Origin of the sequence: Enterobacter cloacae complex sp. IR5418 (assembly GCF_049238105.1) — a bacterium.
Classification (GTDB): domain Bacteria; phylum Pseudomonadota; class Gammaproteobacteria; order Enterobacterales; family Enterobacteriaceae; genus Enterobacter; species Enterobacter hormaechei.
Genome location: NZ_JBMKHS010000011.1, coordinates 103,847 through 129,969 on the forward strand (window position 1 = coordinate 103,847; position 26,123 = coordinate 129,969).

Genomic DNA, 26,123 nt, shown 5'->3' on the forward strand with positions numbered 1-26,123 from the left:
ATCTCCTGTATGGAGCCTGTGGCTCTCTAAATCGACATTGCTGATTTGCAGCGAAGGTAACGCTATGAAAGATGGTGAGAATTGATAACGATCAAGGCGGAGGGGGTCTCTGAGGGGGGGGTATTAGATCAAATACCACCAAAGCGGTAGCCGTTAATATTTTTTAACTTTATGATTTATATGGATATATTTTATTTATCGTACAATAAGCGAGGCAAAATTTAACATCTTAGGTATTAAGGGGTAGAGACACCTGCAAAGCGATGGAGATCACAGCGTGACCTGCGTGCGAACTCTGTAAGATTCATTAGTATGTTGTAACTATTGTGAGAATAAAAAAAGCGCGGCACTCAGGCCGCGCAAACGGATAATCAAGCTTACTTGTTTTTCTTGGTATTACGGCCATATACCAGCCACGTGATAACCACGCAGGCGATATAGAAGACGAGGAATACCTTCATTGCACCCGCCGGAGAGCCGGTCAGATCCAGTGAGATACCGAACGCTTTTGGAATGAAGAAGCCGCCAATTGCGCCAATCGCAGAGATAAACCCAAGCGCCGCAGCGGTATCGGTGGCGGCTTCACGCATCGCCTGCTCGTCGCTTCCGCCCTGCGCTTTCACGCGGTCCATGGTCAGCTTGCGGAAGATGACAGAGATCATCTGGAATGTAGACGCACTGCCCAGCCCGGCCGTCAGGAACAGCACCATGAAGACGCCGAAGAAGGCAAAGAAGTTACCGCCCTCACCACCCGCAGGCAGCGTCAGGAACAGCAGCGCACAGAAGATCGCCATTACAACAAAGTTCACCAGCGTAACGCGCGTCCCACCCAGACGGTCGGAGATCATGCCGCCCAGCGAACGTGCCAGCGCACCAATAAACGGACCGAAGAAGGCAAACTGAAGGATCTGCACGTCCGGGAACTGGGTTTTCGACAGCATGGCAAAGCCTGCGGAAAAACCGATGAACGAGCCGAAGGTCGCCAGATACAGCAGCGCCATCACCCACAGGTGGCCGCGTTTCAGAACCGGCAGCTGCTCGCTCAGGGACGCTTTGGACGCGGACAGGTCGTTCATGAAGAACCACGCCGCCAGGGTAAAGACCACCAGGAACGGAACCCAAATCCAGGAGGCGTTTTGCAGGAACAGCACAGAGCCGTCGGGCTGCGTCACACCGCCGCCACCAAAGGCTGCAAAGATAGAGACAGAGATCGCCAGCGGAGCAATCAGCTGCATCACGCTCACGCCCATGTTACCCAGGCCACCGTTAATGCCCAGCGCGCCGCCCTGCTTCGCTTTCGGGAAGAAGAAGCTGATGTTTGCCATACTGGACGCAAAGTTCGCCCCGGCAAAACCGCACAGCAGAGAGATAATCACGAATACGCTAAACGGCGTGGAGGTATCCTGCACCGCAAAACCGAGCCACACGCACGGCACGATCATGATCCCGGTACTGAAAGCCGTCCAGCGGCGACCGCCAAAGACCGGCACCATAAAGGCATAAGGAACACGCAGCAGTGCGCCTGAAAGCGACGGCAACGCGGTCAACATAAACAGCTGATCGGTGGTAAAGGTAAAGCCCACTTTTGGCAGGTTAACCGCAACCGCACTGAACAACATCCAGACGCAAAACGCCAGTAACAGACATGGAACGGAAATCCACAGATTACGACTTGCTACACGGTGGCCGCGCTGTTGCCAGAACGCCGGATCCTCTGGACGCCAGTCTGTAATTACGGCATCAGTTTCCCTTTCGGGAGCGGAAGAGTGACTCATAGACACCTCTGATTCTCGAATGATGCTGCAAACATTAGGGCTTTAGAGCGGCGGTAAGTTGATATAAATCAAAGGAAAAGTGGGAGGTTTTGCGGCGAAAAAAAAGCCATCACTCTTAATGAGTAGATGCAAAACGTAAAAAAGGTGTGGTTTTTCACGGTGCTGACGCATCCCTGCTTCGTCCACCCACTAACCGTTACCCCTCTGGCAATTTAGAGGTAATCCTTTATTGGTATGGGTATACTCCAGGGTATGCACCAGAATAGCGCCATTCCTGCAATCAGGTCACGTCAGGAGCCCGGCAACTCTATGTTAAAAAGATGTTTATCCCCGCTGACGCTGGTTAACCAGCTGGCGCTCATTGTTCTGCTGTCCACCGCAATTGGTGTGACCGGCATGGCTATTTCTGGCTGGCTGGTACAGGGTGTACAGGGTAATGCGCATGCCATCAACGAGGCAGGCTCGTTACGTATGCAGAGTTACCGGCTGCTGGCGTCGGTACCGCTGACGCAGGCTGACCAATCGCTTATCGACGAAATGGAGCGTACCGCATTCAGCCCTGAGCTGGAAAGAGCCGCGATCCGTGACGGTCAGCAGTTGCAGCTTAAGGCACTTCAGGGCTACTGGCATACCCAGCTGGAGCCCGGGTTAAAGCGGGCGAAAGATCGGGAAACGGTCGCCCAGGATGTCGCCGGGTTTGTGTCACGTATCGATCATCTTGTCTCCTCGTTCGATCGCACCACAGAGTTACGCATTGACCGTGTGGTGATGGTTCACCGCGCAATGGCGCTGTTTATGGGCTTACTGCTGATTTTCACGGTGATCTGGCTGCGCGCACGGTTGCTTAATCCCTGGAAACAGCTGCTGGCGATGGCCCGCGCCGTCACCCAGCGCGATTTTACCCAACGCACGCACATCAGCGGACGCAACGAAATGGCGATGCTCGGCGAGGCGCTCAATACCATGTCGGCGGAGCTATCAGAAAGCTACGCGGTACTGGAAAAACGCGTCCAGGAAAAAACCGCCGGGCTTGAGCAGAAAAACGAGATCCTCTCTTTCCTGTGGCAGGCGAACCGCCGCCTGCATATGCAGGTCCCGCTTTGCGAGCGTCTCTCGCCGGTACTGAACGGCCTGCAAAACCTGACGCTGCTCCACGATCTTGAGCTACGGGTTTACGACGTTGAAGATGAGGAAAACCACCAGGAATTTACCTGCCAGTCGGATATCTCCTGCGACGATAAAGGGTGTCATCTGTGCCCGCGCGGGTTGCCTCCGCTCACCACCAGCGGCACAACCCTGAAGTGGCGGCTGATGGACGCTCATACCCAATACGGTATTTTACTGGCAACCTTGCCTGCGGGGCGCCATCTCAGCCACGACCAGCAGCAGCTGGTGGATACGCTGGTTGAGCAGCTCACGGCCACGCTGGCGCTCGACCGTCACCAGGAAAAACAGCAGCAGCTGATCGTCATGGAGGAGCGCGCCACCATCGCCCGCGAGCTGCATGACTCCATTGCCCAGTCCCTCTCCTGCATGAAGATGCAGGTGAGCTGCCTGCAAATGCAGGACGAAGGGATGCCCGAGAGCAACAAAGCGTTGCTCAGCCAAATCCGCAACGAACTGAACACCTCGTGGATACAGCTTCGCGAGCTGCTGACCACCTTCCGTTTGCAGCTCACCGAGCCGGGGCTGCGCCCTGCGCTGGAATCCAGCTGTCAGGAATTTAGCGCCCGGCTGGGCTTCCCGGTGAAGCTGGATTACCAGCTTCCACCGCGTTTTGTCCCCTCTCACCAGGCGATCCATTTGCTGCAAATTGCCCGTGAAGCCCTGAGCAACGTGCTCAAGCATGCCGAAGCGACGGCCGTCACGGTGACCGTCAGTTGCCAGGACAATCAGGTCAAGCTCAGGGTTCAGGATAACGGCCGCGGCGTGCCGGAAAATGCCGAACGAACGAACCACTATGGTTTAATTATCATGCGAGACCGCGCGCAAAGCCTGCGCGGTGATTGCCAGGTTCGCCGGGGAGAGTCAGGTGGCACCGAAGTCGTGGTCACCTTTATACCCGAAAAGCCCCTCATAACTGCTCAAGGAGAAAACCATGACTAATCAGGAACCGGCATCTATCCTGTTGATTGACGATCATCCGATGCTGCGTACCGGCGTTAAACAGCTTGTCAGCATGGCGCCAGATATCACCGTCGTCGGGGAAGCCAGCAATGGCGAACAGGGTATTGAACTTGCCGAATCGCTCGATCCTGATTTGATCTTGCTCGATCTCAACATGCCGGGCATGAATGGCCTTGAAACCCTCGACAAGCTGCGGGAGAAATCCCTCTCTGGCCGGGTGGTGGTCTTTAGCGTTTCCAACCATGAAGAAGACGTGGTCACGGCCCTCAAGCGTGGGGCAGACGGCTATCTGCTGAAAGATATGGAGCCGGAAGATCTGCTCAAGGCGCTGCAACAGGCTGCCGCAGGCGAGATGGTGCTGAGTGAAGCGTTAACGCCGGTGCTGGCCGCCAGCCTGCGTGCGAACCGCGCCACGTCTGACCGTGACGTCAGCCAGTTGACCCCGCGCGAACGCGACATTCTGAAGCTGATTGCCCAGGGTCTGCCTAACAAAATGATCGCCCGCCGTCTGGACATCACCGAGAGTACGGTCAAAGTGCATGTGAAACACATGCTGAAGAAAATGAAGCTAAAATCCCGCGTCGAAGCCGCCGTCTGGGTGCATCAGGAGCGCATTTTTTAACTTACTCATCCGGCAGCAACTTCCACCGTGGATCGTCGTCAGGCATTGCGACGAGCGGTTGCACCACGGAAAGCGTGATCTCATTGGAAGAGACACGCTGCCCATCCTTATCTTCCACCACGGCCGCGAGCCGCCATTCGTTTTTCGCCCCTTCCGCGTCGTTCCAGGCGGGCATGATTACGCTCCAGCCATCGCTGCTGTTGCTGTTTGTCGGTGAAGTCAGGCTCAGGGCCTGGGTATCACCCAGCCAGTGGATCTGACGGATACCGTGCGTGCTGCGAATTTGCAGCTTCAGCATGACAGTTTCGCCCGGTTTAAGATCCCACGGCGGCGTAGCCAGATAGACAGAAAGGGTCTTGCGCTGACGAAATTCCATGACCGGGAGATTATCGCGCTCGGGTGAATCATAGCGGCTGCCCCGCAGCGAGCGCGTCGCTGCCACTTCACCGGCGGAAAGCTGTTTCGCCAGCGGCACGCCAAAGCGATAGTTGAGTTTCAGCCCGAGGTTATTCTGGCTAACGCCGCTCTCCCCCTGCTTATGGGCAGCCGTCAGGGTGACCAGCGGAACGGGGGTATAGTTCAGCCCCAGGTTGACCGCCACCGGGTTGTGATACCCCGTACCGCTGTTAAACAGATCGACGTTATCGCCAAAATACTGTTCAAAGCTGACGCTGGTGTTCAGATGATGAAACCAGGGAAGCCAGGCTTTGGCCGTCACGTCGTATCCGCGCGCCATGCGCTGCTCACGGATGTCGGAACGCGGCTGCCAGCCAGCGAACGGCTGGTAGTAATTGGCCGACAGACGCAGGTTTTCCCCCCACGCCTCAGCCCCCAATCCGGCACGTTGCAGGTTGTCTTCAAGCAAATTGTCGTAAAAAGTGTTGTAGCCCAACAGCCAGTCACCGGCAACCCAGCGCTGGCCTGCCCCGATGTTGCTCACCAGCCCGTCTGTCTGCTGCGTCAGGCCAAGCTGGCTCCAGCTCAGATAACGGCTGTTATCGTTCCAGGGGATAAACCAGCTTCCGCTGCTGCCGTTGAAGTTACCGTCGTCATCCACCAATACATTGACGTTGGCGTTCCCCCAGGGTGAAAGCCAGGATTCGATCTGCTCGTTAACCTCCCCGCTGACGGCATCCCGCACCTGACCGAACGCGAACTGTCGCGCCTGCTGCCCGGCCGTCAGGCCGTTATCGGTCATACTGGCTTCCCCGAAGGCTTTTGCCATTTCAGCCAGGTGCTTTTCACCTTCGCTGGTCGGTTGCGCCATACCCAGATCCGGCAGACTGTCGCCGTTGTTATCAAACGGATTTTGCGCCTGCTGCACGAAGGATTTCGGCGCACCGTGAACGGCTCCAGCCGTAAGAAGGGGGAGTAACAGAAGAAAACGGATGCGGGACGATACAGCCTTCAACGTCGTCAATCAGAACCTGTGTTTATGAACAAACACGTATTATGTTAACGCCATAAGCCCTGAAAACCAGTCTTAACGTAAATTTCAGGAATATCCTGAACAGAATTGTCGGGTGGCGGCCCGTAGGTCGGGTAAGGCAACGCCGCCACCCGACGCCCTTACACTCTTATCCAAACAGCCCTTTCAACTCCGGCACGCAGGAGCCGCAGTTCGTGCCGCAGCGCAGCTTCGCTCCCAGCGCTGCGGCAGAATCACAGCCTTCGGCTATCGCCTTACGTATCGTATTTTCACCCACGCTAAAGCAGCTACAGATAATTCGCCCGGGATCGGCACTTTCGCCCGGCCGTTGTCCGTGCAGCAGCGCATGGCGTTCAGCGATCTGTACGGGCGCAGCGGCGAAGGCGTCTTCAATAAACGCATGCGCCAGCGCTGGCAGCGTATGGCCTTCCCAGTAGCCCAGCATCAGCGCGCCGTGATGCCAGGCGAGCACGCTGCTGCGTTCCCCCGTCTGTGCCACCTGTAGCTGCCAGCCCCGACCGCTGGCATACTCCATCACCCACGACAACAACGGCCTATCCCCCGCCACCGTCAGACGTGAGGCCTTACGCCACCAGCAGACCGACGACGGCAACGCTGGCAGCTCGCGGGCATACAGCTCCCCCTGCCAGGCGGGTAGCCAGGGCATGATCCTCACCGCGGTTTGTTTACTCTCCGGCTGGCCGGAGCAGGCATCCACCCGCCCTTCCACCAGCGCATTGACCTTTCCCTGCCGGGCAAACTGCGCGTTCCAGTGCATCGGCGCGAACAGTTCTCCCGCACGCTGACAGGAGGAAATATGGACTCTGGCCACCATGACCCCGCGCGGGGAGCTTATCCGCGCCAGCTGGCCGTCCGTCATCCCGGCGCGCGCCGCATCGTTTGCGTTCATCTCAACAACAGGCTCGTCGATATGCTGCATCAGGCGCGGAACATACCCCGTGCGCGTCATGGTGTGCCACTGATCGCGGATCCGCCCGGTGTTCAGTATCAGGGGATACAATTCGTCGACTCCTGCCCCATGCGAGGACGGGCTGACCGGAACAATCGTTCTTTGCGGGAAATCCCCCGCACACCACTGGTACGGCGCCAGCCCGTCCCACGCCTCTCGCGTCAGCGACGCCAGTTCGCGCAGATTCAGCGCCCGTTCGCCGTTATTTTCAAACGCCGTCAGCGCCGCATGTTCACAAAATATCTCCTGAGGATGTTCCCAGGCGAAGGCATCGCCATAGCCGAGCTGCTCTGCGATCCGGGCGATGATCCACCAGTCCGGTTTAGCCTCGCCCGGCGCTGGCAGAAAGGCGCGCTGGCGGGAGATACGGCGTTCAGAATTGGTCACCGTGCCGTTTTTCTCGCCCCAGCCCAGGGCGGGAAAACGAATATGGGCAAACCGGCTGGTGTCGGTCTCCTGCATCACCTCAGATACGATAACCAGCGGGCAGGTCGCCAGGGCCTGGCACACCGCGTGGCTGTCGGGAAGCGACACGGCAGGATTGGTGCCCATGATCCACACCGCCTTCACCTCGCCGCGGGCAATGGCGTCAAACAATTCCACCGCCATCAGACCCGGCGTCTGCGCCAGCCGTTCCGTTCCCCAGAAACGCGCCACCCGCGAGAGATCGTCCGGCTCGAAGTTCATGTGCGCTGCCAGCTGGTTCGCCAGCCCGCCCACTTCCCGCCCGCCCATGGCGTTTGGCTGTCCGGTCAGCGAAAACGGGCCGCAGCCCGGACGGTTGAACTTCCCGCTGGCAAGATGCACGTTAATGATGGCGTTACACTTGTCGCTGCCGCTGGAGGACTGGTTGATCCCCATGGTGTAGAGCGTAATGGCGCGAGGCGCGGTGACAAACCAGTCGTAGAAGGTGCCAGTCTCGTCTGAATGCAGATCGCAAAACGCCGCCACGCGAGGGACCGGCCACTCATCGGTGCCCTGAATCAGATTGAGCAACCCCACAAACAGCCCGGCGTCGCTGCCGGGCTTAAGCGCCAGATGCAGGTCAGCGATATCGCAGGTGGCGGTTTTACGCGGATCGATCACGACCACTTTCATCTGCGGATTGTTGTGTTTTGCCTGCACCAGCCGCTGATACAGCACCGGATGCGTCCAGGCCGCGTTTGATCCAACGAGTACCACCAGATCGCTGTTTTCCACATCCTCGTAGCTGCACGGCACCACGTCTTCACCGAAGGCGCGCTTGTAGCCCACCACCGCCGACGACATACACAGCCGCGAATTGGTATCAATGTTCGCCGCCCCGATAAAGCCTTTCATCAGCTTGTTGGCGGCATAGTAATCCTCGGTCAACAGCTGGCCGGAGGCGTAAAACGCCACCGCCTGCGGCCCCCATTCGTTAATGATGTTCCGCAGCCGCTCGCCCGCTTCGCCCAGCGCCTGCGTCCATTCCACCTCCAGGCCGTCGACAACCGGGCGCAACAGGCGTCCCTGCAACCCTGTGGTTTCCCCAAGGGCAGAGCCTTTTACGCACAGGCGACCGAAATTCGCAGGATGGGTTTCATCTCCGCGAATACTCACCTTTTCACCGTCTGTGCTGGCGACCACGCCGCAGCCCACACCGCAGTATGGGCACGTTGTCCGGGTTTCCGTCATGAGGCCTCCGCACGCATCACCAGCTCTTCATTTCCAACCCACACCCTGCCGTTTTCAATTTTTACCGGCCAGGCACGCACCGCAGGCGCCCCGCTCTCAGCCTGACACCCGTCGCGCAGACGAATACGTTGCTTGTAGAGCGGCGAGATCACCACCGGTTCACCCGCTGCATCGCCAAGGATGCCGCGCGAGAGCACGTTCGCGCGGCTGCCCGGCTCCCGATCGTCGAGGGCATAAACGGTTTTGCCAAAGCGGAACAGCGCAATCGGTTTGTGCCCAAGATGCGCGCCGATGCCCGCCTGCTCCGGGATCTCGTCGATAGCGCAAATTTCCTGCCAGCGCTTGTTCTCCTCCCCGGCAGGGGCATTCACGGCGGTGCGGAACAGCGCCAGGCGATCGGGATCGTTAAGGGTGGTTTGCCACTCGCACTGGTAGGTCTCCACCACCCGGGCCATCTCCTGCTCCAGTTCGTGGGCGATGCCGAGGCTGTCGTTCAGGATCACCTCGCGCAGATAGTCGAGCCCGCCTTCCAGGTTATCCATCCAGGTACTGGTGCGTTGCAGACGATCTGCCGTGCGAATGTAGAACATCAGGAAACGGTCAACGGTGCGGATCAGCGTTTCGTCGTCCAGATCGCTGGCGAAGAGATCTGCATGGCGCGGCTTCATCCCGCCGTTGCCGCACAGATAGAGGTTCCAGCCTTTGTCCGTGGCAATCACCCCCACGTCTTTGCTCTGCGCCTCCGCGCACTCGCGGGTACAGCCGGAGACCGCCATTTTGATTTTGTGCGGCGCGCGCAGACCCTTGTAACGGTGCTCCAGCCGGACCGCGAGGCCGGTGGAGTCCTGCACGCCGTAGCGACACCAGGTTGACCCGACGCAGGATTTCACCGTGCGCAGGGATTTCCCGTAGGCGTGCCCGGTCTCAAACCCGGCCTCCACCAGCGCCTGCCAGATCTCAGGCAACTGTTCGAGCGTGGCGCCAAACAGGTCAATACGCTGCCCGCCGGTGATTTTGCTGTACAGGCTATAGCGTTTCGCAATCTGGCCGATGGCGATCAGCCCGTCGGCGGTCACTTCCCCTGCGGGCATCCGCGGCACAATGGAGTACGTTCCGTCCTTCTGAATATTGGCGAAATAACGGTCGTTGGTGTCCTGCAACGGCAGGTGAGCCGGTTTCAGCAGATACTCGTTCCAGCAGGACGCCAGCACCGATCCCACCAGCGGCTTACAGATCTCGCACCCGTGCCCCTGACCGTAGCGGCTGATAAGCTGGTCGAAGGTGCGGATATGGTTGACGCGCACCAGGTGGTAAATCTCCTGACGCGAGTACGGGAAGTGTTCGCAGATATCCTTTTTCACCTCCACGCCCTGCTCCGCAAGCTGGCACTCCATGACCTGCTTCACCAGCGCGCTACAGCCTCCGCAGCCGGTTGCCGCTTTGGTGCACTGTTTAATGGCGCCGATATCCGTTGCGCCCGCGCTTACTGCCTGGCAGATATCCCCTTTGCTGACGTTATGACATGAACAGATCTGCGCGCTTTCCGGCAGCGCCGCCACGCCCAGCGCTTTCGGCGCGCTGCCTGACAGCGCGGGCAAAATCAGCGTTTCCGGCTCTTTCGGCAGACTGATGCCGTTGAGCATCATCTGCACCAGCGTGGCGTATTCGCTGGCGTCACCCACCAGCACGCCGCCCAGCAGGGTTTTGCCGTCGTGGCTGACCACAATTTTCTTGTAGATTTGCTGCGGGCCGTGCGTCCACTGGTAGCTCAGCGCCCCCGGCGTGCGACCGTGAGCATCCCCGAACGAGGCCACGTCGACGCCGAGCAGCTTGAGTTTGGTACTCATATCCGCGCCGGTGAAGGTTTTATCTTCACCCGCCAGCACAGCGGCGGCCACGCGCGCCATCTGGTAGCCCGGTGCCACCAGGCCAAAGATTTTCCCCTCCCACAGGGCGCATTCGCCGATGGCGAACACGTCCGGATCGGAGGTCCGGCAGCCGTCGTCAATACAGATCCCGCCGCGCTCACCTGTAGCCAGCCCGCTGCTGCGCGCCAGCGCGTCCTGCGGGCGAATACCGGCAGAAAAGACCACCATATCCGTTTCCAGCTGCTCGCCATCGGCAAAGCGCAGCACCAGCCCGCCGTCTGCGTTGGCAATCTCCGTCGTCGATTTACTGGTGTGTACCCCTACGCCCAGCGCCTCAATTTTCCTGCGCAGCATTGCCGCGCCGTCATTGTCGAGCTGCACCGCCATAAGATTCGGCGCAAACTCCACCACGTGGGTTTCCAGCCCGAGCTGTTTCAGGGCATTCGCCGCCTCCAGCCCCAGCAGGCCGCCGCCAATCACCACGCCGCGGCGAGAGCCTGCCGCATGGGCCGCAATGTTGTCCAGATCGTCAAGGGTGCGGTAGACAAAGCAGCCCGGCAGATCGTTGCCCGGCACGGGCGGGACGAACGGATATGAGCCGGTCGCCAGCACCAGCTTGTCCCAGTGGGTTTCATGCCCGCTGGCGGTACGCACTACGTGTGCATCACGATCGAGAGCGACGATCTGCTGCGAGAGGCGTAGCTCAATGCCGTTGTCGGCAAAGAAATCCCCCTCCACCAGCGAGAGCGAGTCCACGCTGCGGCCGCCAAAATATTCCGACAGATGTACGCGGTCATAGGCGGCATAGCGCTCCTCGCCAAAGACAACAATCTGATACTGCTGATGCAGATTGCGGTTAACGCAGTCTTCGAGGAAATGATGGCCGACCATACCGTGCCCAACCACCACCAGAGTAGGTTTTGTCATAGCGTTCTGTCCTGCAACCCGCGGTTGCGTAGTGAAACGATCGAACAGCCAGTCCGCATGTGCGGGCGCAGCCGTTGCCAGTAAATCGGTAAAGGTTGCCGCGCTGCGGCAGTCGCCCATCAGCAGCACGCCAGCCAGCGCCCCCTGATGGATCAGTAAACGTCGATAGTGACGGGTCAGCGGATCCCAGGAACTCCAGACCACATCGTCCGCCTGCGCCGTTGCGCGTCCGAGGCTGAACAACTCCACGCCGGTCACTTTGAGGCGCACGCCGTTGTCGGTCAGGGTAAACGGCGCGGTGAATTCTCCGGCCAGCCGCGCGGCAAGAATATCCGCCTGCGCCAGACAGGGCGCGACCAGGCCGAACGTCTTGCCGTCAATTTCGCAGCACTCGCCGATGGCGTAGATATTCGTCACGGAGGTTTGCATTTGGCTATCCACCACAATGCCCCGCGCGCAATGAATGCCGCTGGCCTGCGCCAGCGTAACGTTGGGTTGTACGCCCGTGGCCAGCACCACGCGCGTGGCGGTGATGCGGCGTCCGTTGAGCAGCGTCACGGCATCGTCCGTGATCGCCGTGATGCCGGAAGTAAGCTCACAGCGCACGCCCCGCGCCGCCAGCGCCTCTTCCAGCAACAGTCCCGCCTGCTGGTCCAGCTGCTGTTCCATCAGCCACGGACCACGATGCACGAGAGTGACGTTGTCACCCTTGCATGCCAGCGCTGCCGCGGTCTCCACGCCGAGTACCCCGCCGCCCAGTACTACCGCCGGACCGGAGATGTTCTGAATAGCGCGGGTCTCTGCCAGAGTGCGAAAGGTGAATACATGCGGCGCATCGCCGCCGGGAACTGGCGGAACAAAGGGGGTTGAACCGGTGGCAAACACCAGCACATCCCAGCCAAGTTTACGAACGGAGGTTTGCACTTCCCGCGCGTTCACGTTAACGGCAATCGCTTTTTCGTCCCGCAGTACCGTCACGCCCCGTGCCGTGTACCAGCCTTCATCATGCAGATAAATGTGCTCCGCCTGCTTTTCACCCCCCAGCACCGGCGAAAGCTGGATGCGGTTGTAGGCATGCTCCGGCTCGTCACCGACGACGGTGATGGCGAAACGACCGGAAGCACGCCCGGTGAGCGACGCTATCAGCCGGGTTGCCGCCATGCCATTACCGATAATGACCAGTCGCATCGTGCCCCCTCGTTACGCCGCTTTCGGCTGTTTTTCGTAGAGGAAATGAAGGATCTGCTGACGCATGTGGTGATAGCGGCTGTCGTCCGCCAGCTGCACCCGGTTGCGCGGGCGCGGCAGATCGACGCGCAGGATCTCGCCGACGGTGGCCGCCGGGCCGTTGGTCATCATCAGCACGCGGTCAGAAAGCAGCACCGCCTCGTCCACGTCGTGGGTAATGAGCACGATGGTGGTGTTCAGCGCCTGCTGGATCTGCATCACTGAATCCTGAAGATGGGCGCGCGTCAGCGCATCGAGCGCGCCGAAGGGTTCATCCATCAGCAGCACTTTCGGCTTCATCGCCAGCGCGCGGGCAATCCCGACGCGCTGCTTCATGCCACCGGAGATCTCCCCCGGACGTTTATGCAGCGCGTGGCCCATCTGCACGCGGTCGAGGTTGTGCTCAATCCATTCTTTGCGCTCGGCCTTGCTCATGGTGTGACGGAAAACCTGATCCACCGCCAGCGCCACGTTGTCGAAGCAGGTCAGCCACGGCAGCAGCGAATGGTTCTGGAACACCACCGCGCGCTCTGGCCCCGGCCCGGCGATTTCGCGGTTGTCACAAATCAGCCCGCCTTCTGTCGGCAGCGTGATCCCGGCGATGAGGTTCAGCAGCGTCGACTTGCCGCAGCCGGAGTGACCAATCAGGCTGACGGTTTCGCCCTCGTGGATATCAAAAGAGACGTTTTGCAGCGCCAGAAACTCGCCGCTGGCGGTGGAAAAACGCTGGCTCACGGCCTGGACCTGAATTAACGGTTTCATGTACACTCCTTATTTTTCCTGCCAGCTAAAGCGACGGGCGATCAGCATCAGCCCCTGCTCCAGCAGCAACCCGACCACGCCAATAATGACGATGGCGATGAGAATGTTTTCGACGTTGAGGTTGTTCCACTCATTCCAGATCCAGAAGCCAATGCCTAAACCTCCGGTGAGCATCTCGGCGGCGACAATCACCAGCCAGGCAATGCCAATGGAGAGGCGTACCCCGGTCAGCACCGCAGGCAGTACGGCGGGAAAAAGAATGCGACGCATGATGGTCCACTCTGAGAGTTGCAGTACGCGGGCCACGTTAAGGTAGTCCTGCGGGATACGGCGCACCCCTTCAGCGGTGTTAATGACCATCGGCCATATAGAGCAGATGAAAATGGTCCAGCTGGATGCAGGCTCCGCTTTCTGGAACAGCAGCAGGCCGATAGGCAGCCAGGCCAGCGGGCTGACCGGACGCAGGAGCGCGATCAGCGGGTTGAACATGCGTGAGAAAAAGGTGAAGCGACCAATCAAAAAGCCCAGCGGAATCCCCGCCAGCGCCGCCAGACCAAAGCCGATGGCGACGCGCTGCAACGACGCCAGCACGTTCCAGCCTATGCCCATATCGTTTGGCCCGTCGCGATAAAACGGATCGGCGAACAGGGTCATGGCCGAGTCGAGCGTGCTGAGCGGCGTCGGGAAACCTTTACTGTTTATTGCTGCCAGCTGCCAGAGCAGCACCAGCAGGCCGAGACCGAGCAGCGCCGGGATGAGGCGCTGTAAAAAATCGTTCATCCGGCGCGCAAACGCGGGCGTGCGGCGGCGAACCTGTACCGGAGGCAGGACAATCACTTCCCCGCTCTCTGACGTCTCTTGTGGTTTCGTCTTTTGCAAATGCTGCATACTCAGGCCCCCTTACGGTGAATGGCGAAGCGGTTGGCGTACCCTTCCGGATCGGTGCCGTTCCAGACGGTACCGTCCATCAGGGTGCTGCTGCGATACGGTGATGACGGTGTGGACATGCCGCCCACGGCGGTCGCGGCATCCTGCCAGACTGCGGTCTGGTTAATGCGCTGCGCGATGTCCGCGTAGTCCGGCGCGGCGTTGAGCAACCCCCAGCGGCGGAACTGGGTTAAGAACCACATACCGTCGGAGAGATACGGGTAGCTCACGGCACCCTCATCGAAGAAACGGATCGGGTGCGCATCCTTCCAGCGCTGACCGACCCCGTTGTCGTACTCGCCGAGCATGCGCCCGGTGAGATACTGTTCCTTGCAGTTGAGCCAGGCGCGGCGGGAAAGGATCTGCGCGGTTTCGCGTTTGTTTTCCGGTGATGCGTCGATCCAGCGCGCGGCCTCCAGCACCGCGCTCACCAGCGCCCGGGCGGTATGCGGATTTTTCGCCACCCAGTCGCGTCGGGTGCCAAGGATTTTTTCCGGGTGATCGGCCCAGATCGACTGCGACGTGGCAGCGGTAAACCCGATGCGGTCGTTAATCGCCCGCGCGTTCCACGGCTCGCCGACGCAGAAGCCCACCATGTTGCCGATACGCATGTTCATCACCATCTGCGGCGGCGGCACCACCACCGTGCGCACGTCGTCAAACGGATTGATACCCGCGCTGGCCAGCCAGTAGTAGAGCCACATGGCGTGCGTCCCGGTCGGGAAGGTATGCGCGAAGGTATAGGTTCCCGGCGCCTGCTGCCCAATCAGCTTTTTCAGCCCGTCGAGGTCACGAACGCCCTTCTCCGCCAGATCGCTGGAGAGCGTAATGGCCTGCCCGTTCTGGTTGAGGGTCATCAGGTTCGCCATCGGCTGCGGCTTACCCGCGATCCCGAGTTCGAGACCGTACAGCAGGCCGTACAGAATGTGCGCCGCATCCAGTTCACCCGCCACCAGCTTGTCGCGCACCGCCGCCCAGCTCGCCTCTTTGGTCGGCACGATGGTAATGCCATGTTTTTTATCGAACCCTTTCAGGGCCGCGATAACCACTGGCGCGCAATCGGTCAGGGGAATAAACCCGATACGCACGGTATCCTGCTCCGGCTTATCTGATCCCGCCGCCCATGCAGCCTGCATGACACCCGGCAACAGCATCGCACCACTCGCCAGCATGCTGGCCTGCAATAACCGTCGTCTCGACAAATCCGCCATAATCGCTCCTGAAAAAAAGGCAAAAAAAAGCGCCCGACGGTGCTGAAGCACCGCTGGACGCCTTTATCCCGAAGACGCATGCACCGCCGTTGGCGCATCGTCAAAAATGGTTAATGAGTTAATGCAAAGGTGATGCCAGCTTTTCATCCCCGGCATGACGGGGTTTTCGCCAGGAGAACGCGGTTTTACGCACCTCAATCAGGCATAAAATGCCCACTGACTGTGCAACTACTCCCCAGGGGGTATGTTCCACAGATTTTTCACCGTAAGCAGCGCACGGGCGATATCCACCATGCGTTGGTTTTTATCCATCGCCATTGTACGCAGGGCCGTCCACGCCTGCTCCTCGCTCATGTTCTGGTGCGTCATCAGCACGCTTTTGGCTTTGTCGATGGTCTTACGCTCCTCCAGCGTGTCACGCAGGGAGGCAAGCTGACGGGAGAGTTGCTCAATTTCACGCGCCTGCTGACGCACCAGCGGCAGAAGCGGTTTATCCGGAAACCGCGTCAGGATATCGTCGTGTTCATCGGCTACGTGCAGGTTTTCGCAACCGCGACGCTCCTCAACGGCCGTCATCAGATCGGCAATTGCCACCTCCTCCAGCGTGCGCAGATGTTCAAGGCGCGCGGTTTGCAGAGCAAACCATTTGAGGGCGGTATCGCCGTTATCTGCCGGGGGCTGGCGGGTGCACGCTTCACGCCTGAGTTTTTCCGTTTCCAGATCCGGCAGGCAATTGAAGGTAAACGTCTCCTGCACGTCTGGAGTGCAATGGGAGATAAACACCTCAAAGCACGCCTGCTGGCCGTCGATGCGATCCACCAGCCGCTGGCGGGTTTCATCGTCAAAGAATCCCTGGGTGAAACCAATAGCCCCCAGCGCCCGCTCTTGTCCCACAAGCTCTTTGCCCTGCATCAGGCTGTAAAGCGCCACAAATCGGCCTGCAATGTGCGGATCGTCAATGCTGTCGCTGAGTTGAGGTACGATACTGAGCAGATGACGCAGTATGCGGCTGTAGTGTTCCATCGCCTGCGGCGCGGTGACGCTTCGACCCGTAACGCCATCACGTAGCACCGTTAGCGTTTCAAGGCAGTGCAGTGCGCTGGCAATACGTTCACAGAGGGTGCTGCCCGGCAGCGGTTGGTTAAACAGACGGTACAGTGCCGCAAGGTTTTCATCCACCAGTGCCCTGCTGGCCTTGCATTCAGGGGCGTACAATTTGCCCTGTGAGCAGAGCCAGACATTTGACGCACCGCGCTCGCACTGTAGCATATGCACCAGTCGACTGATGCCGTTCACCAGCGCGCCCAGCTGCGCTAATCTGCCGAGCTGTTCCTCACGCAACCTTCTCGCACGCTGGAACCATTCGGTTGCGCCAGGCGAACTGCCAGCCTCTATCGTCATACTTTCTCTCCCCGATACGTATACTTCGGTTGGAGAAGCAATATTCGTGCCTTTTCAAAGAACAGGAGTCAACATGCAAAAGATTGTGATCGTCGCCAACGGTGCGGCCTACGGCAGTGAATCGCTTTTCAACAGCCTGCGCCTGGCAATCGCGCTGCGCGATAAGGAGAGTGAACTGGAGCTGCGTCTCTTTTTGATGTCCGATGCCGTCACGGCCGGGCTGAAGGGGCAGAAACCCGCAGAAGGCTACAACATTCAGCAAATGCTGGAGATCCTGACCGCGCAAAATGTTCCGGTCAAACTGTGCAAAACCTGTACCGACGGACGCGGGATCACCGGGCTGCCGCTGATTGAGGGCGTGGAAATTGGCACGCTTGTCGAGCTGGCTGAATGGACGCTTTCCGCCGATAAAGTATTAACTTTTTAATAATAACCCGCTAAAAATATTATTTTCTTATGGACGCGGTTTCAGCATCAAGTTTACCTCCACCGTTGCCGATAGGCATGGAAACAACACAGCAGGTATTACACTTATGTTCAGATCCATTCGCGCCCGCATCATTGCCGCGACGACAGGCTGTCTGGTCGTCGCCCTTCTTCTTAATACCATTATTAACTTTCAGGTCACGCGCCAGGATAATCAGCAGTCGCAGCGCGATATTCTGACCAGCACCAGTGCCAGCCACAATATGGCAATTGCCGACTGGGTGAACAGCAAAATGACCGTCATTACTTCGGCGCAGCAAGTCGCGCTCAGTGACGATCCGGTTCCGGTGTTTAAACAGCTGGCACTGGCAGGTGGATTCACCAACGTCTACGTGGGTTATGCCAGCAAGACGGCGAAATTTTCCGACCCAACCGGGGTCCCCGCCGATTACGATCCTACACTTCGCCCGTGGTATCAGCAGGTCGTCAGCACCGATGGTCCGGTAGTGACGGCACCTTATGTGGACGCGGGCACCGGGAAACTGGTGGTGACCTTCGCGGTACCGGTAAAAGAGAACGGCACGCTGAAAGCGGTTGTGGCGGGCGATGTGGCGATGGACAGCGTGGTGGCTAACGTGCGCGGTATTCACCCGACGCCGGCCAGCAGCGGCCTGCTTCTGGACAGCAACGGCACCGTGATTGCCGGCAGCGATCCTGCGCTGACGCTTAAGCCTTTTACTGAAACGATCAAGGGTATCGATTTTGCCGCTCTGAAAAGCGGCAACCTGGTTGACGGAACGTTTAACGGACGCGACAAAACGCTCATGGCGACCACCGTACCGGGAACGCACTGGCTGCTGGTTGTGGCGCTTGATAACGACGATGCCACCGCCGGGATGCGGTCATTGCTGAAAGCATCAGCACTGTCGCTGGCGATCCTCGCCCTGCTGAGCGGCGCCCTTATGCACGTTCTGATCGCCCGCCTGCTGAGAAGACTGTCCGATATCCGCGATGCGATGAACAACATTGCCAACGGTACTAACGATCTGTCACAGCGTCTGCCGGATAAGGGGGGCGATGAAGTGGCGCAGATCGCGCAGGCGTTTAACGCCTTCAGCGATAAGCTTTCTGTGGTCATGGTCCAGCTACGAGACGCCAGCGCCTCAGTAAAAAACGCCGCGCATGAGATTGCGGCGGGTAATCAGGATCTCTCCGGGCGTACCGAGCAGGCGGCATCAAGCCTTCGCGAAACCGCCAGCGCCGTGGAAGAGATCACGGCCTCCGTTACGCAGTCCAACGAGTCGGCAGCAGAAGCGAACGAACAGGCGAGCAAGGCCTCTGCCGCAGCATCCCGCGGAGGCGACGTCGTCGCTCAGGCCATCAGTACCATGCAGTCCATCGAACTGGCTTCCGCGAAAATCGGCGATATTACCAGCGTCATTGACGGCATCGCCTTCCAGACCAACATTCTGGCGCTGAATGCCTCGGTGGAAGCGGCGCGAGCCGGGGAGCAAGGCCGTGGGTTCGCGGTCGTTGCGGGGGAAGTGCGTAATCTGGCCAGCCGCAGCGCTCAGGCGGCGAAAGAGATCAAATCCCTTATTGATTCCACCACCGACAGCGTGGCCACCGGCACGCGTTACGTGCATCTGGCCGGGGAAAGCATGGATGAGATCTGCTCAAGCATCGGCAGCGTCTCTGGCATCATGCGCGAAATATCCATTGCCACAAGCGAGCAGATGAAAGGGATCCATGAGATTAACCACGCGGTGACTCATCTGGATCGCATGGTGCAGCAGAACGCCGAACTCGTTGTACAGTCTGCCGCGGCGGCCAGCGCGCTGCAAAGCCAGGCGGGCGACCTTGCTGAGACCGCTGGTCATTTCCGCATATAATTTTTCCCCGGCGCGCGTTAAGCAGGGTAAACGCGCGTCGGCTGAAAGGTTTCAGGGATTTTGTCATTTTTGTTTAATCGTTGCGCCATTTTTTGATCGAAATCAGCATCCCACCCCTTCCCCTTTGGTGTTATGCAATGAATAAATTGTGAACAACATCACGCTCGGGATGGGCAAAATCGACGGGGTATAAAATGGCACGGGTTAAAACTAGTTTGAAACTGTTTGGCGGGGATACGGTAGTGGTGCGTTGCTCAGAGCGTTGCCGCATCCATCTGATGAGTACAAAAGGACAGAAGCAATCGCAGGCCGATATCCTTACCGTCCAGGACGATAAGGCATGGCTGACGGTGCCCTACACCGGCACCTGGGATGTGCTGATCGACAGCCACAGCCAGTCGCTCGAACATTCTGTCAGTTACGTAGCAGCATAATCGTAAACGCCCGGTCAGCCGGGCGTTATATTATGCAAAACCCGGCCGCAGCGTATTGCTGAGCGGGTTCCCTTCCAGCAGCGCTTTCACCTTCACCACCAGCTCACTCAGACAGTCGTCCTGCATACCGAGGCGCGTCAGCTCCTGATCGAGCGAGAAAAGGTACTGGGCGTTAGTACCCAGCGGTCCACTGGCGGCGGCAATCAGCGGGGCGATCACCTGGGTTCGGGTGTCGGCTTCATACAGCGGATGGCGCGGATCCATAATGAACACCAGCGCGTTGACGGTGCGGCCGTCATCCAGGTCCAGCTTGCACCAGCTGGGCATATAGCAGCCAGTGATCATCTCGCGCTTCCACAGCAGCGTCAGTTCTTCTTCCAGCGTGGTATCCGGCAGCCGGTATGCCACGCCCGTGGTGCGTCCGCCCTCTTTTAGTGCAAGCATGCGTCCAGGCTGACAGGCGCTGCCGCGTCCGGCGGTCAGGCGCAAACAGAAGGCGCGATGCCAGCCAGGCAGCGTTCCGGTTGCCGATTCAACATACTCAAGCGCCGGGTTCCACATCAGCGAGCCGTAACCAAAAATCCAGACCGGGCCATCATCCGGGCGGCAGGCCAGCGTTGCCGCAAGGGACGCCGCACGTTGTTCAGCCGACCACAGAAGCGATTCCTCGATAGCACCAAATGCCGTCTTACAATCTGCCTTCATCAAGAAATCACGCGTTAACACATTCCACCTCCGCCACTGCATGCTTCCTTGCGACATCTTTAATGCGCCTTCCCGGCATTTTGTGCTGTTCATTTTAACAGCAGCCGAGCAACGATAAGCAATTCGCGGGCCAGATGCAATACAGCGGCAGGTCAACCGCCTGAAATGTCAAAATGGAGGCAGCGTATTATTCGGCAGCTATTTCTTTTTGTGCCATTTATCATCGTCCCCCTTCTCATAGTCATTTTTTACGGCGGCCCAGGCCACTTTATGCGCCGTCTCTTCACGGCTGGCATCGTCCCGGCGATCGTCTTTATCTTTGTACTGATCCCAGGCGCTGTTAAAGGCTTCTTTGTAGATATCCTGCGCGTGAGCAGGCAATACGTTTTGCACGTTGTCCGGTAATTCGCTTTTCGATTTGTATGGCATCGTTAAACTCTCTTTTGGCTAAAAGATAAGTGTGGACGACGATGCGCCAGGGTGCCACCCGAACAATAGAAATGAACGTTCTAAAATTATAACGCATTGTTATTTAATGAGTATTTAATGGAGATAATGTATTATAAGACTCAGACGTGAAAATTATAGCAAAGGGTAAAAACAGGTAAACTATACAGGGTATTTAACAGATTTATGTTAATTTAACGTCCTCAAAATCTATCTATAATTACAAGCACCTGCATTGTTGGAGAAACACATGACAGCAACACACGAGGCGGTAAAAACCCGCCACAAGGAGACCTCTCTCATTTTCCCGGTTCTGGCACTGGCTGTGCTGCTCTTCTGGGGAAGCAGTCAGTCATTGCCAGTGGTTGTGGGGATCAATATTCTGGCTCTGGTGGGTATTTTAACCAGCGCATTTAGCGTGGTACGCCATGCGGATGTGTTAGCCCACCGTCTTGGAGAGCCGTATGGTTCATTAATTTTAAGCCTTTCGGTTGTTATTCTTGAAGTCAGTTTAATTTCCGCATTAATGGCCACCGGCGACGCCGCGCCAACGCTAATGCGCGATACGCTCTACTCCATCATTATGATTGTCACCGGCGGTCTGGTCGGTTTTTCACTTTTACTGGGTGGGCGCAAATTTGCCACCCAGTACATGAATCTCTTTGGCATTAAACAGTACCTGATCGCCCTGTTCCCGCTGGCGATTATCGTGCTGGTCTTCCCGATGGCGCTGCCGGGTGCAAACTTCACCACCGGCCAGGCGCTGCTGGTGGCGCTGATTTCCGCGGCGATGTATGGCGTGTTCCTGCTGATCCAGACCAAAACGCACCAGAGCCTGTTTGTGTACGAGCATGAAGATGACGCCGACGACGATGACCCGCATCACGGTAAGCCGTCGGCCCACAGCAGCGCGTGGCACACGGTTTGGCTGATCGTGCATCTGATTGCCGTTATTGCGGTCACCAAGATGAATGCGAACCCGCTGGAGGCGCTGTTAACGGAACTGAACGCGCCGGTCGCCTTTACCGGTTTCCTGGTAGCCCTGTTGATCCTGTCACCAGAAGGTCTGGGGGCGCTGAAAGCGGTGCTGAACAATCAGGTGCAGCGTGCGATGAATCTCTTCTTCGGCTCCGTACTGGCGACCATCTCCCTCACCGTTCCGGTGGTGACGCTGATTGCCTTTATGACGGGGAATGATTTGCAGTTTGCGCTGGGTGCGCCAGAGATGATTGTGATGATGGCATCATTGCTGCTGTGCCAGATATCCTTCTCCACCGGCCGCACCAATGTGCTGAACGGCGCGGCGCATATGGCGCTGTTTATTGCGTATTTGATGACGATATTTGCGTAGCCTTTTGCCCAGCGGCGCTTCGCTTGCAGGGCCTACGGGTTTTGTAGGCCGGGTAAGCGCAGCGCCACCCGGCAATATGTCCCATAAAAAAACCCGCCGAAGCGGGTTTTTTATTAGTTGCTGGTATCCAGCTCGTCGAAGCTCTTCACCAGATCGTCAATCGCTTTGATCTGTTTCAGGAACGGCTCCAGCTTGTCCAGCGGCAGCGCGGATGGACCGTCGCATTTCGCGTTAGCCGGATCCGGGTGCGCTTCAATGAACAGACCCGCCAGGCCGGTCGCCATGCCAGCGCGCGCCAGTTCAGTTACCTGCGCACGACGCCCGCCAGACGCGGCACCAAACGGGTCGCGGCATTGCAGGGAGTGGGTCACGTCGAAAATCACCGGCGACTGGTTAGAAACGTTCTTCATCACGCTGAAGCCCAGCATATCCACAACCAGGTTGTCATAACCGAAGTTTGAACCACGGTCGCACAGGATCACCTGGTCGTTACCGCCTTCGATAAACTTATCGACGATGTTACCCATCTGGCCAGGGCTGACAAACTGCGGTTTTTTCACGTTAATCACGGCACCGGTTTTCGCCATCGCTTCTACCAGGTCAGTCTGGCGAGCCAGGAACGCCGGAAGCTGGATCACGTCTACCACATCTGCCACGGGCTGTGCCTGAGAGGCTTCGTGCACGTCGGTGATCACTTTCACGCCAAACGTCTGTTTCAGCTCCTGGAAAATCTTCATCCCCTCTTCCAGGCCCGGGCCACGGTAGGAGTGAATGGAGGAGCGGTTGGCTTTGTCAAAAGAGGCTTTAAACACGTACGGGATGCCCAGCTTTTGGGTCACGGTCACGTAGTGTTCGCAGATGCGCATAGCGAGATCGCGGGATTCCAGCACGTTCATACCGCCAAACAGCACGAACGGCAGGTCGTTTGCCACGTTGATATCACCAATGCTAACCACTTTTTGTTTCATAGGATCGCCTTATTCAGGTGTGAATCGGAATTAAGATTAATGCAGTGTAATGTGTTTATGCGCGATCGCGTTGATCTGCGCGCGGATCATTTCGCTGATCGGATCTTCCGGACATTGCTCGACGAAATAATTCAAATCATTCAGCGCCACGTGCTCGCAGTCGAGCTGCGCATAAATCAGGCCGCGGTCGCGGATTTCGTACGGATCTTCCGGATTGAACTGCAACAGCACTTCGCTTGCGCGCAGGGCCAGCTCCATCTGCCGCTCTTCCATCAGCGCAGACTTCAGCGTATCCAACAGCTTGCGGATCACTTCGGCGTTATCGGCTTCATCAAGATCTTCATTGAACAGCTCAGCTATCGGGCTGATGTTGCCCTTCAGCCAGACGTCCAGCGTATGCTCATCCAGCGTGTCGCCGTTAAATGGATTGATTAACCACATCTCACCGTCCAGCCACTCCGCCCGCAAAATCATCTGCGTTGGGAAAATGACCGGCACCAGTGGAATATCCAGTTCGTGTGCAACCCACAGTAAAATGGCGCCCAACGCGACGGCGCTGCCCTGACGATTTTTCAACACCTGGTCCAGCCACAGTGCGTCAGACAAGCGGTACACGCCTCGCGTGTCGCAGAAACCCCATTCGCCGTAGAAAAGCTCAATCAGCTTCTCTAATTGCCAGTCCTGCGGACGTGCCTGATTGATCTCTTCGCGCGCCAGGCTGACCAGATTCTCCAGTTCAGCGTAAACGTACTGTGACGTGAAATCGTCGCGGATCATCTCTGAAATCAGGATCATACCATCGCAGAGCGGCACTTTGTTAAATTCGAAATCGGCTAAGGACCCCATGACTTACCCCAGTAACGGTATTCTTGTGGTGGCGAGTTTAATGATGATGTACAGCACCACCAGACCCAGCAGAAAGGCGATAAACCCTGCCTGCTGGCTGCGCGGACGATAACGTCCAGGCGCGATAAAACCCAAAACGATGTAGATGATAACGCCAAACCGCTTTTCAGTCAGCCATGCGCCTTTATCAGTAAATGGCAGATAGCCTGCTTTCATGACCACTGACCCAGCGTCAGGCGCTCGTTGCCACCGTAGTCGCGGCAGGTTTCAACGGCAGAATAGCCTGCCTGCGTAAACAGCGCTCTTACCGCCTCCCCCTGCGTCCAGCCATGTTCCACCAGCAGCCAGCCGCCGGGAAGCAAATGTTGTCGTGACGTTGTCACAATGTGATCGAGATCCGCAAGCCCCTGATTCGCAGCGACCAGCGCGGTCAGTGGTTCAAAACGCACGTCGCCCCGGGCGAGATGCGGATCGTCTTCGTCGATGTAGGGCGGATTGCTGACAATCATGTCGAACATGCGGCTTTCAAGCGCGGCAAACCAGCTGCTTTGCAGAACGGCAACATTGTTCAGCCCCAGCCGTTCAACGTTGCGCCGCGCAAGGACGACCGCATCGGGCATTACGTCTACCGCCGTCACGGTGCAGTCTGGTCGCTCGCTGGCCAGCGCCAGCGCAATCGCGCCGGTGCCAGTACCGAGATCGAGGATCTCACACGGCTGCGCCGGTAACCGCGCCAGCGCCTGCTCCACCAGACACTCGGTGTCCGGGCGCGGGATCAGCGTGGCCGCTGAGACGTACAGCGGAAGTGACCAGAACTCACGTTCGCCCACCAGATGCGCCACCGGCTCGCCGGTTTTACGGCGGGCAAGCAGCGAGGCGAGCTGTGCTTCCTGCTCAGCGGTCAGCTCGGTTTCACCGAAAGCCAGCAGATACGTGCGGGCTTTACCCGTCACATGCTCAAGCAAAATTTCAGCGTCGCGCTTCGGGCTTTCACTTTCTGAAAGTTCACCGACCGCCTCACGTAACCAGCGCTGAAAATCCATTAATCCTGCTCGGACAGTGCCGCCAGCTGGTCGGCCTGGTATTCCTGCACGATAGGCTCAATCAGCATATCGAGCTTACCTTCCATCGCCTCATCCAGTCGGTAGAGCGTCAGGTTGATGCGGTGGTCGGTTACGCGACCCTGCGGGAAGTTATAGGTGCGGTTACGATCGCTACGGTCGCCGCTGCCCAACAGGTTACGGCGTGTAGAGGCTTCCGCCTGCTGGCGTTTCGCCATTTCCGCCGCGTGGATACGGGCACCCAGCACGGATAACGCTTTAGCTTTGTTCTTGTGCTGGGAACGTTCATCCTGACACTCAACCACAATGCCGGTGGGCAGGTGAGTAATACGGATAGCGGAGTCGGTGGTGTTAACGTGCTGACCACCCGCACCGGAGGAGCGGAAAGTGTCGATACGCAGATCCGCCGGGTTGATATCCGGCAGTTCCGCTTCCGGCAGCTCGGGCATGACCGCTACCGTGCAGGCCGAGGTGTGAATACGGCCCTGCGATTCGGTCGCCGGGACGCGCTGCACGCGGTGGCCGCCAGATTCAAATTTCAGTCGACCATATACGCCGTCACCGCTGATTTTGGCGATAACCTCTTTATAACCGCCATGTTCCCCTTCGTTGGCGCTCATGATCTCCACGCGCCAGCGGCGGGATTCGGCATAACGGCTGTACATACGGAACAGATCCCCGGCGAACAGCGCCGCTTCGTCGCCGCCGGTCCCGGCGCGGACTTCCACAAAAGCGTTACGCTCATCGTCCGGATCTCTCGGCAGCAGAAGCACCTGGAGCTGCTGCTCCATCTCTTCTGAACGCGCTTTGGCGTCCTGCAACTCTTCCTGCGCCATCTCGCGCATCTCAGGATCGTCGAGCATCATCTGCGCGGTTTCGATATCTTCCTGGACCTGTCGCCAGTCGGTAAAGCATTTTGAAACATCACTTAACTGCGCGTATTCACGCGACAGCGCGCGAAAACGTTCCTGGTCGGCAATGGTCCCGGCATCGCCGAGCAGCGCCTGGACTTCTTCATGGCGCTCGTGCAGAGCTTCCAGTTTAGCGACGATAGAAGGCTTCATAGGCGTAAATGCACCTTGTCTTAGAAA

General features: G+C 58.2%; 20 protein-coding genes and 1 pseudogene. 6 read left to right on the forward strand and 15 right to left on the reverse strand.

Annotated features, from left to right (window positions below; all coding sequences use genetic code 11):
• Positions 1-377: 377 nt before the first annotated feature.
• Entirely contained in the window at positions 378-1,775 is a 1,398-nt protein-coding gene (locus ACOTX7_RS11360; RefSeq protein ID WP_221256095.1) for a NarK family nitrate/nitrite MFS transporter, read from the reverse strand.
• 309 nt (positions 1,776-2,084) lie between these two features.
• Here ACOTX7_RS11360 and narX point away from each other — a divergent pair, with 309 nt between their 5' ends.
• Positions 2,085-3,881, forward strand: a complete 1,797-nt coding sequence (narX, locus tag ACOTX7_RS11365) for a nitrate/nitrite two-component system sensor histidine kinase NarX (RefSeq protein ID WP_047353346.1) — start codon at positions 2,085-2,087, stop codon at positions 3,879-3,881.
• Positions 3,874-4,524, forward strand: a complete 651-nt coding sequence (gene narL, locus ACOTX7_RS11370; protein ID WP_003856701.1) for a two-component system response regulator NarL — start codon at positions 3,874-3,876, stop codon at positions 4,522-4,524. Before narX ends, narL begins: the two co-directional genes overlap by 8 nt.
• Position 4,525: 1 nt before the next feature.
• Here the strand turns inward: narL and ACOTX7_RS11375 are convergent, their stop codons facing one another.
• The 7 genes from ACOTX7_RS11375 to nasR form a co-directional block, all read right to left on the reverse strand.
• Positions 4,526-5,944 carry a YchO/YchP family invasin gene (locus ACOTX7_RS11375; protein ID WP_006810900.1) on the reverse strand — a complete coding sequence of 473 codons (1,419 nt, stop codon included), beginning with the start codon at positions 5,942-5,944 and terminating at the stop codon, positions 4,526-4,528.
• A gap of 157 nt (positions 5,945-6,101) precedes the next feature.
• On the reverse strand, positions 6,102-8,579 hold the full coding sequence (locus ACOTX7_RS11380; RefSeq protein WP_221256096.1) for a nitrate reductase: 2,478 nt from the start codon (positions 8,577-8,579) through the stop codon (positions 6,102-6,104).
• Positions 8,576-12,562, reverse strand: coding sequence for a nitrite reductase large subunit NirB (gene nirB, locus ACOTX7_RS11385; RefSeq protein ID WP_221256097.1), 3,987 nt, complete (start codon positions 12,560-12,562; stop codon positions 8,576-8,578). The genes ACOTX7_RS11380 and nirB overlap by 4 nt, the downstream gene beginning before the upstream one ends.
• Before the next feature lie 12 nt (positions 12,563-12,574).
• Positions 12,575-13,363, reverse strand: a complete 789-nt coding sequence (locus tag ACOTX7_RS11390; RefSeq protein ID WP_006810903.1) for an ABC transporter ATP-binding protein — start codon at positions 13,361-13,363, stop codon at positions 12,575-12,577.
• A gap of 9 nt (positions 13,364-13,372) precedes the next feature.
• The gene (gene ntrB / locus ACOTX7_RS11395) at positions 13,373-14,251 is read right to left on the reverse strand and encodes a nitrate ABC transporter permease (RefSeq protein ID WP_221813659.1); all 879 of its coding nucleotides are present in this window, start codon (positions 14,249-14,251) and stop codon (positions 13,373-13,375) included.
• A 2-nt stretch (positions 14,252-14,253) separates the two neighbouring features.
• Entirely contained in the window at positions 14,254-15,501 is a 1,248-nt protein-coding gene (locus tag ACOTX7_RS11400) for a CmpA/NrtA family ABC transporter substrate-binding protein (RefSeq protein WP_032673876.1), read from the reverse strand.
• A 228-nt stretch (positions 15,502-15,729) separates the two neighbouring features.
• Positions 15,730-16,902 (reverse strand): nitrate regulatory protein NasR, encoded by a 1,173-nt coding sequence (gene nasR / locus ACOTX7_RS11405; RefSeq protein ID WP_221256099.1) that lies wholly within the window; start codon positions 16,900-16,902, stop codon positions 15,730-15,732.
• 73 nt (positions 16,903-16,975) lie between these two features.
• On the opposite strand from nasR, the gene ACOTX7_RS11410 reads away from it, so the two are divergent.
• From ACOTX7_RS11410 to ACOTX7_RS11420, 3 genes are all read left to right on the forward strand, one after another.
• A complete protein-coding gene (locus ACOTX7_RS11410; protein ID WP_205921679.1) occupies positions 16,976-17,329 on the forward strand; it encodes a DsrE/DsrF/TusD sulfur relay family protein in 354 nt (117 codons plus the stop codon).
• Positions 17,330-17,435: 106 nt separating this feature from the next.
• A complete protein-coding gene (locus ACOTX7_RS11415) occupies positions 17,436-19,220 on the forward strand; it encodes a methyl-accepting chemotaxis protein (RefSeq protein WP_221256100.1) in 1,785 nt (594 codons plus the stop codon).
• A gap of 194 nt (positions 19,221-19,414) precedes the next feature.
• Entirely contained in the window at positions 19,415-19,654 is a 240-nt protein-coding gene (locus tag ACOTX7_RS11420) for a hypothetical protein (protein WP_015570352.1), read from the forward strand.
• A gap of 30 nt (positions 19,655-19,684) precedes the next feature.
• Here ACOTX7_RS11420 and ACOTX7_RS11425 read toward each other — a convergent pair whose 3' ends face one another.
• Together ACOTX7_RS11425 and chaB are read right to left on the reverse strand one after the other, a co-directional pair.
• Positions 19,685-20,380, reverse strand: a complete 696-nt coding sequence (locus ACOTX7_RS11425) for a gamma-glutamylcyclotransferase (RefSeq protein ID WP_032673877.1) — start codon at positions 20,378-20,380, stop codon at positions 19,685-19,687.
• A 177-nt stretch (positions 20,381-20,557) separates the two neighbouring features.
• Positions 20,558-20,788, reverse strand: a complete 231-nt coding sequence (chaB, locus tag ACOTX7_RS11430) for a putative cation transport regulator ChaB (RefSeq protein WP_006810911.1) — start codon at positions 20,786-20,788, stop codon at positions 20,558-20,560.
• Between the two features lie 268 nt (positions 20,789-21,056).
• On the opposite strand from chaB, the gene chaA reads away from it, so the two are divergent.
• The gene (gene chaA / locus ACOTX7_RS11435) at positions 21,057-22,157 is read left to right on the forward strand and encodes a sodium-potassium/proton antiporter ChaA (protein WP_205923743.1); all 1,101 of its coding nucleotides are present in this window, start codon (positions 21,057-21,059) and stop codon (positions 22,155-22,157) included.
• A 113-nt stretch (positions 22,158-22,270) separates the two neighbouring features.
• On the opposite strand, the gene kdsA is transcribed toward chaA, so the two are convergent.
• The 5 genes and pseudogenes from kdsA to prfA all read right to left on the reverse strand — a co-directional run bounded on the left by kdsA (position 22,271) and on the right by prfA (position 26,096).
• Positions 22,271-23,125 carry a 3-deoxy-8-phosphooctulonate synthase gene (gene kdsA / locus ACOTX7_RS11440; protein ID WP_003856671.1) on the reverse strand — a complete coding sequence of 285 codons (855 nt, stop codon included), beginning with the start codon at positions 23,123-23,125 and terminating at the stop codon, positions 22,271-22,273.
• A 36-nt stretch (positions 23,126-23,161) separates the two neighbouring features.
• Positions 23,162-23,971, reverse strand: a complete 810-nt coding sequence (gene sirB1, locus ACOTX7_RS11445; protein WP_221256101.1) for an invasion regulator SirB1 — start codon at positions 23,969-23,971, stop codon at positions 23,162-23,164.
• Between the two features lie 3 nt (positions 23,972-23,974).
• Positions 23,975-24,175: pseudogene (locus ACOTX7_RS11450) on the reverse strand (SirB2 family protein); the annotation flags it as partial.
• A gap of 8 nt (positions 24,176-24,183) precedes the next feature.
• Positions 24,184-25,014: a peptide chain release factor N(5)-glutamine methyltransferase gene (prmC, locus tag ACOTX7_RS11455; protein ID WP_221813658.1), complete on the reverse strand. Its 831-nt coding sequence runs from the start codon at positions 25,012-25,014 to the stop codon at positions 24,184-24,186.
• The gene (gene prfA, locus ACOTX7_RS11460; protein ID WP_221256104.1) at positions 25,014-26,096 is read right to left on the reverse strand and encodes a peptide chain release factor 1; all 1,083 of its coding nucleotides are present in this window, start codon (positions 26,094-26,096) and stop codon (positions 25,014-25,016) included. The genes prmC and prfA overlap by 1 nt, the downstream gene beginning before the upstream one ends.
• Positions 26,097-26,123: the final 27 nt, after the last annotated feature.

Excerpts from the sequence above, each read along its gene's own strand:
- ACOTX7_RS11390 (WP_006810903.1), bottom strand. The coding sequence starts at position 13,363 with ATGAAACCGTTAATTCAGGTCCAGGCCGTGAGCCAGCGTTTTTCCACC.
- ACOTX7_RS11420 (WP_015570352.1), top strand. The coding sequence starts at position 19,415 with ATGGCACGGGTTAAAACTAGTTTGAAACTGTTTGGCGGGGATACGGTA.
- narX (WP_047353346.1), top strand. The coding sequence starts at position 2,085 with ATGTTAAAAAGATGTTTATCCCCGCTGACGCTGGTTAACCAGCTGGCG.
- ACOTX7_RS11415 (WP_221256100.1), top strand. The coding sequence starts at position 17,436 with ATGTTCAGATCCATTCGCGCCCGCATCATTGCCGCGACGACAGGCTGT.
- ACOTX7_RS11360 (WP_221256095.1), bottom strand. The coding sequence starts at position 1,775 with ATGAGTCACTCTTCCGCTCCCGAAAGGGAAACTGATGCCGTAATTACA.
- nirB (WP_221256097.1), bottom strand. The coding sequence starts at position 12,562 with ATGCGACTGGTCATTATCGGTAATGGCATGGCGGCAACCCGGCTGATA.
- chaA (WP_205923743.1), top strand. The coding sequence starts at position 21,057 with ATGACAGCAACACACGAGGCGGTAAAAACCCGCCACAAGGAGACCTCT.
- prmC (WP_221813658.1), bottom strand. The coding sequence starts at position 25,014 with ATGGATTTTCAGCGCTGGTTACGTGAGGCGGTCGGTGAACTTTCAGAA.
- ACOTX7_RS11410 (WP_205921679.1), top strand. The coding sequence starts at position 16,976 with ATGCAAAAGATTGTGATCGTCGCCAACGGTGCGGCCTACGGCAGTGAA.
- chaB (WP_006810911.1), bottom strand. The coding sequence starts at position 20,788 with ATGCCATACAAATCGAAAAGCGAATTACCGGACAACGTGCAAAACGTA.
- sirB1 (WP_221256101.1), bottom strand. The coding sequence starts at position 23,971 with ATGGGGTCCTTAGCCGATTTCGAATTTAACAAAGTGCCGCTCTGCGAT.
- kdsA (WP_003856671.1), bottom strand. The coding sequence starts at position 23,125 with ATGAAACAAAAAGTGGTTAGCATTGGTGATATCAACGTGGCAAACGAC.
- nasR (WP_221256099.1), bottom strand. The coding sequence starts at position 16,902 with ATGACGATAGAGGCTGGCAGTTCGCCTGGCGCAACCGAATGGTTCCAG.
- ntrB (WP_221813659.1), bottom strand. The coding sequence starts at position 14,251 with ATGCAGCATTTGCAAAAGACGAAACCACAAGAGACGTCAGAGAGCGGG.
- prfA (WP_221256104.1), bottom strand. The coding sequence starts at position 26,096 with ATGAAGCCTTCTATCGTCGCTAAACTGGAAGCTCTGCACGAGCGCCAT.
- ACOTX7_RS11400 (WP_032673876.1), bottom strand. The coding sequence starts at position 15,501 with ATGGCGGATTTGTCGAGACGACGGTTATTGCAGGCCAGCATGCTGGCG.
- ACOTX7_RS11380 (WP_221256096.1), bottom strand. The coding sequence starts at position 8,579 with ATGACGGAAACCCGGACAACGTGCCCATACTGCGGTGTGGGCTGCGGC.
- narL (WP_003856701.1), top strand. The coding sequence starts at position 3,874 with ATGACTAATCAGGAACCGGCATCTATCCTGTTGATTGACGATCATCCG.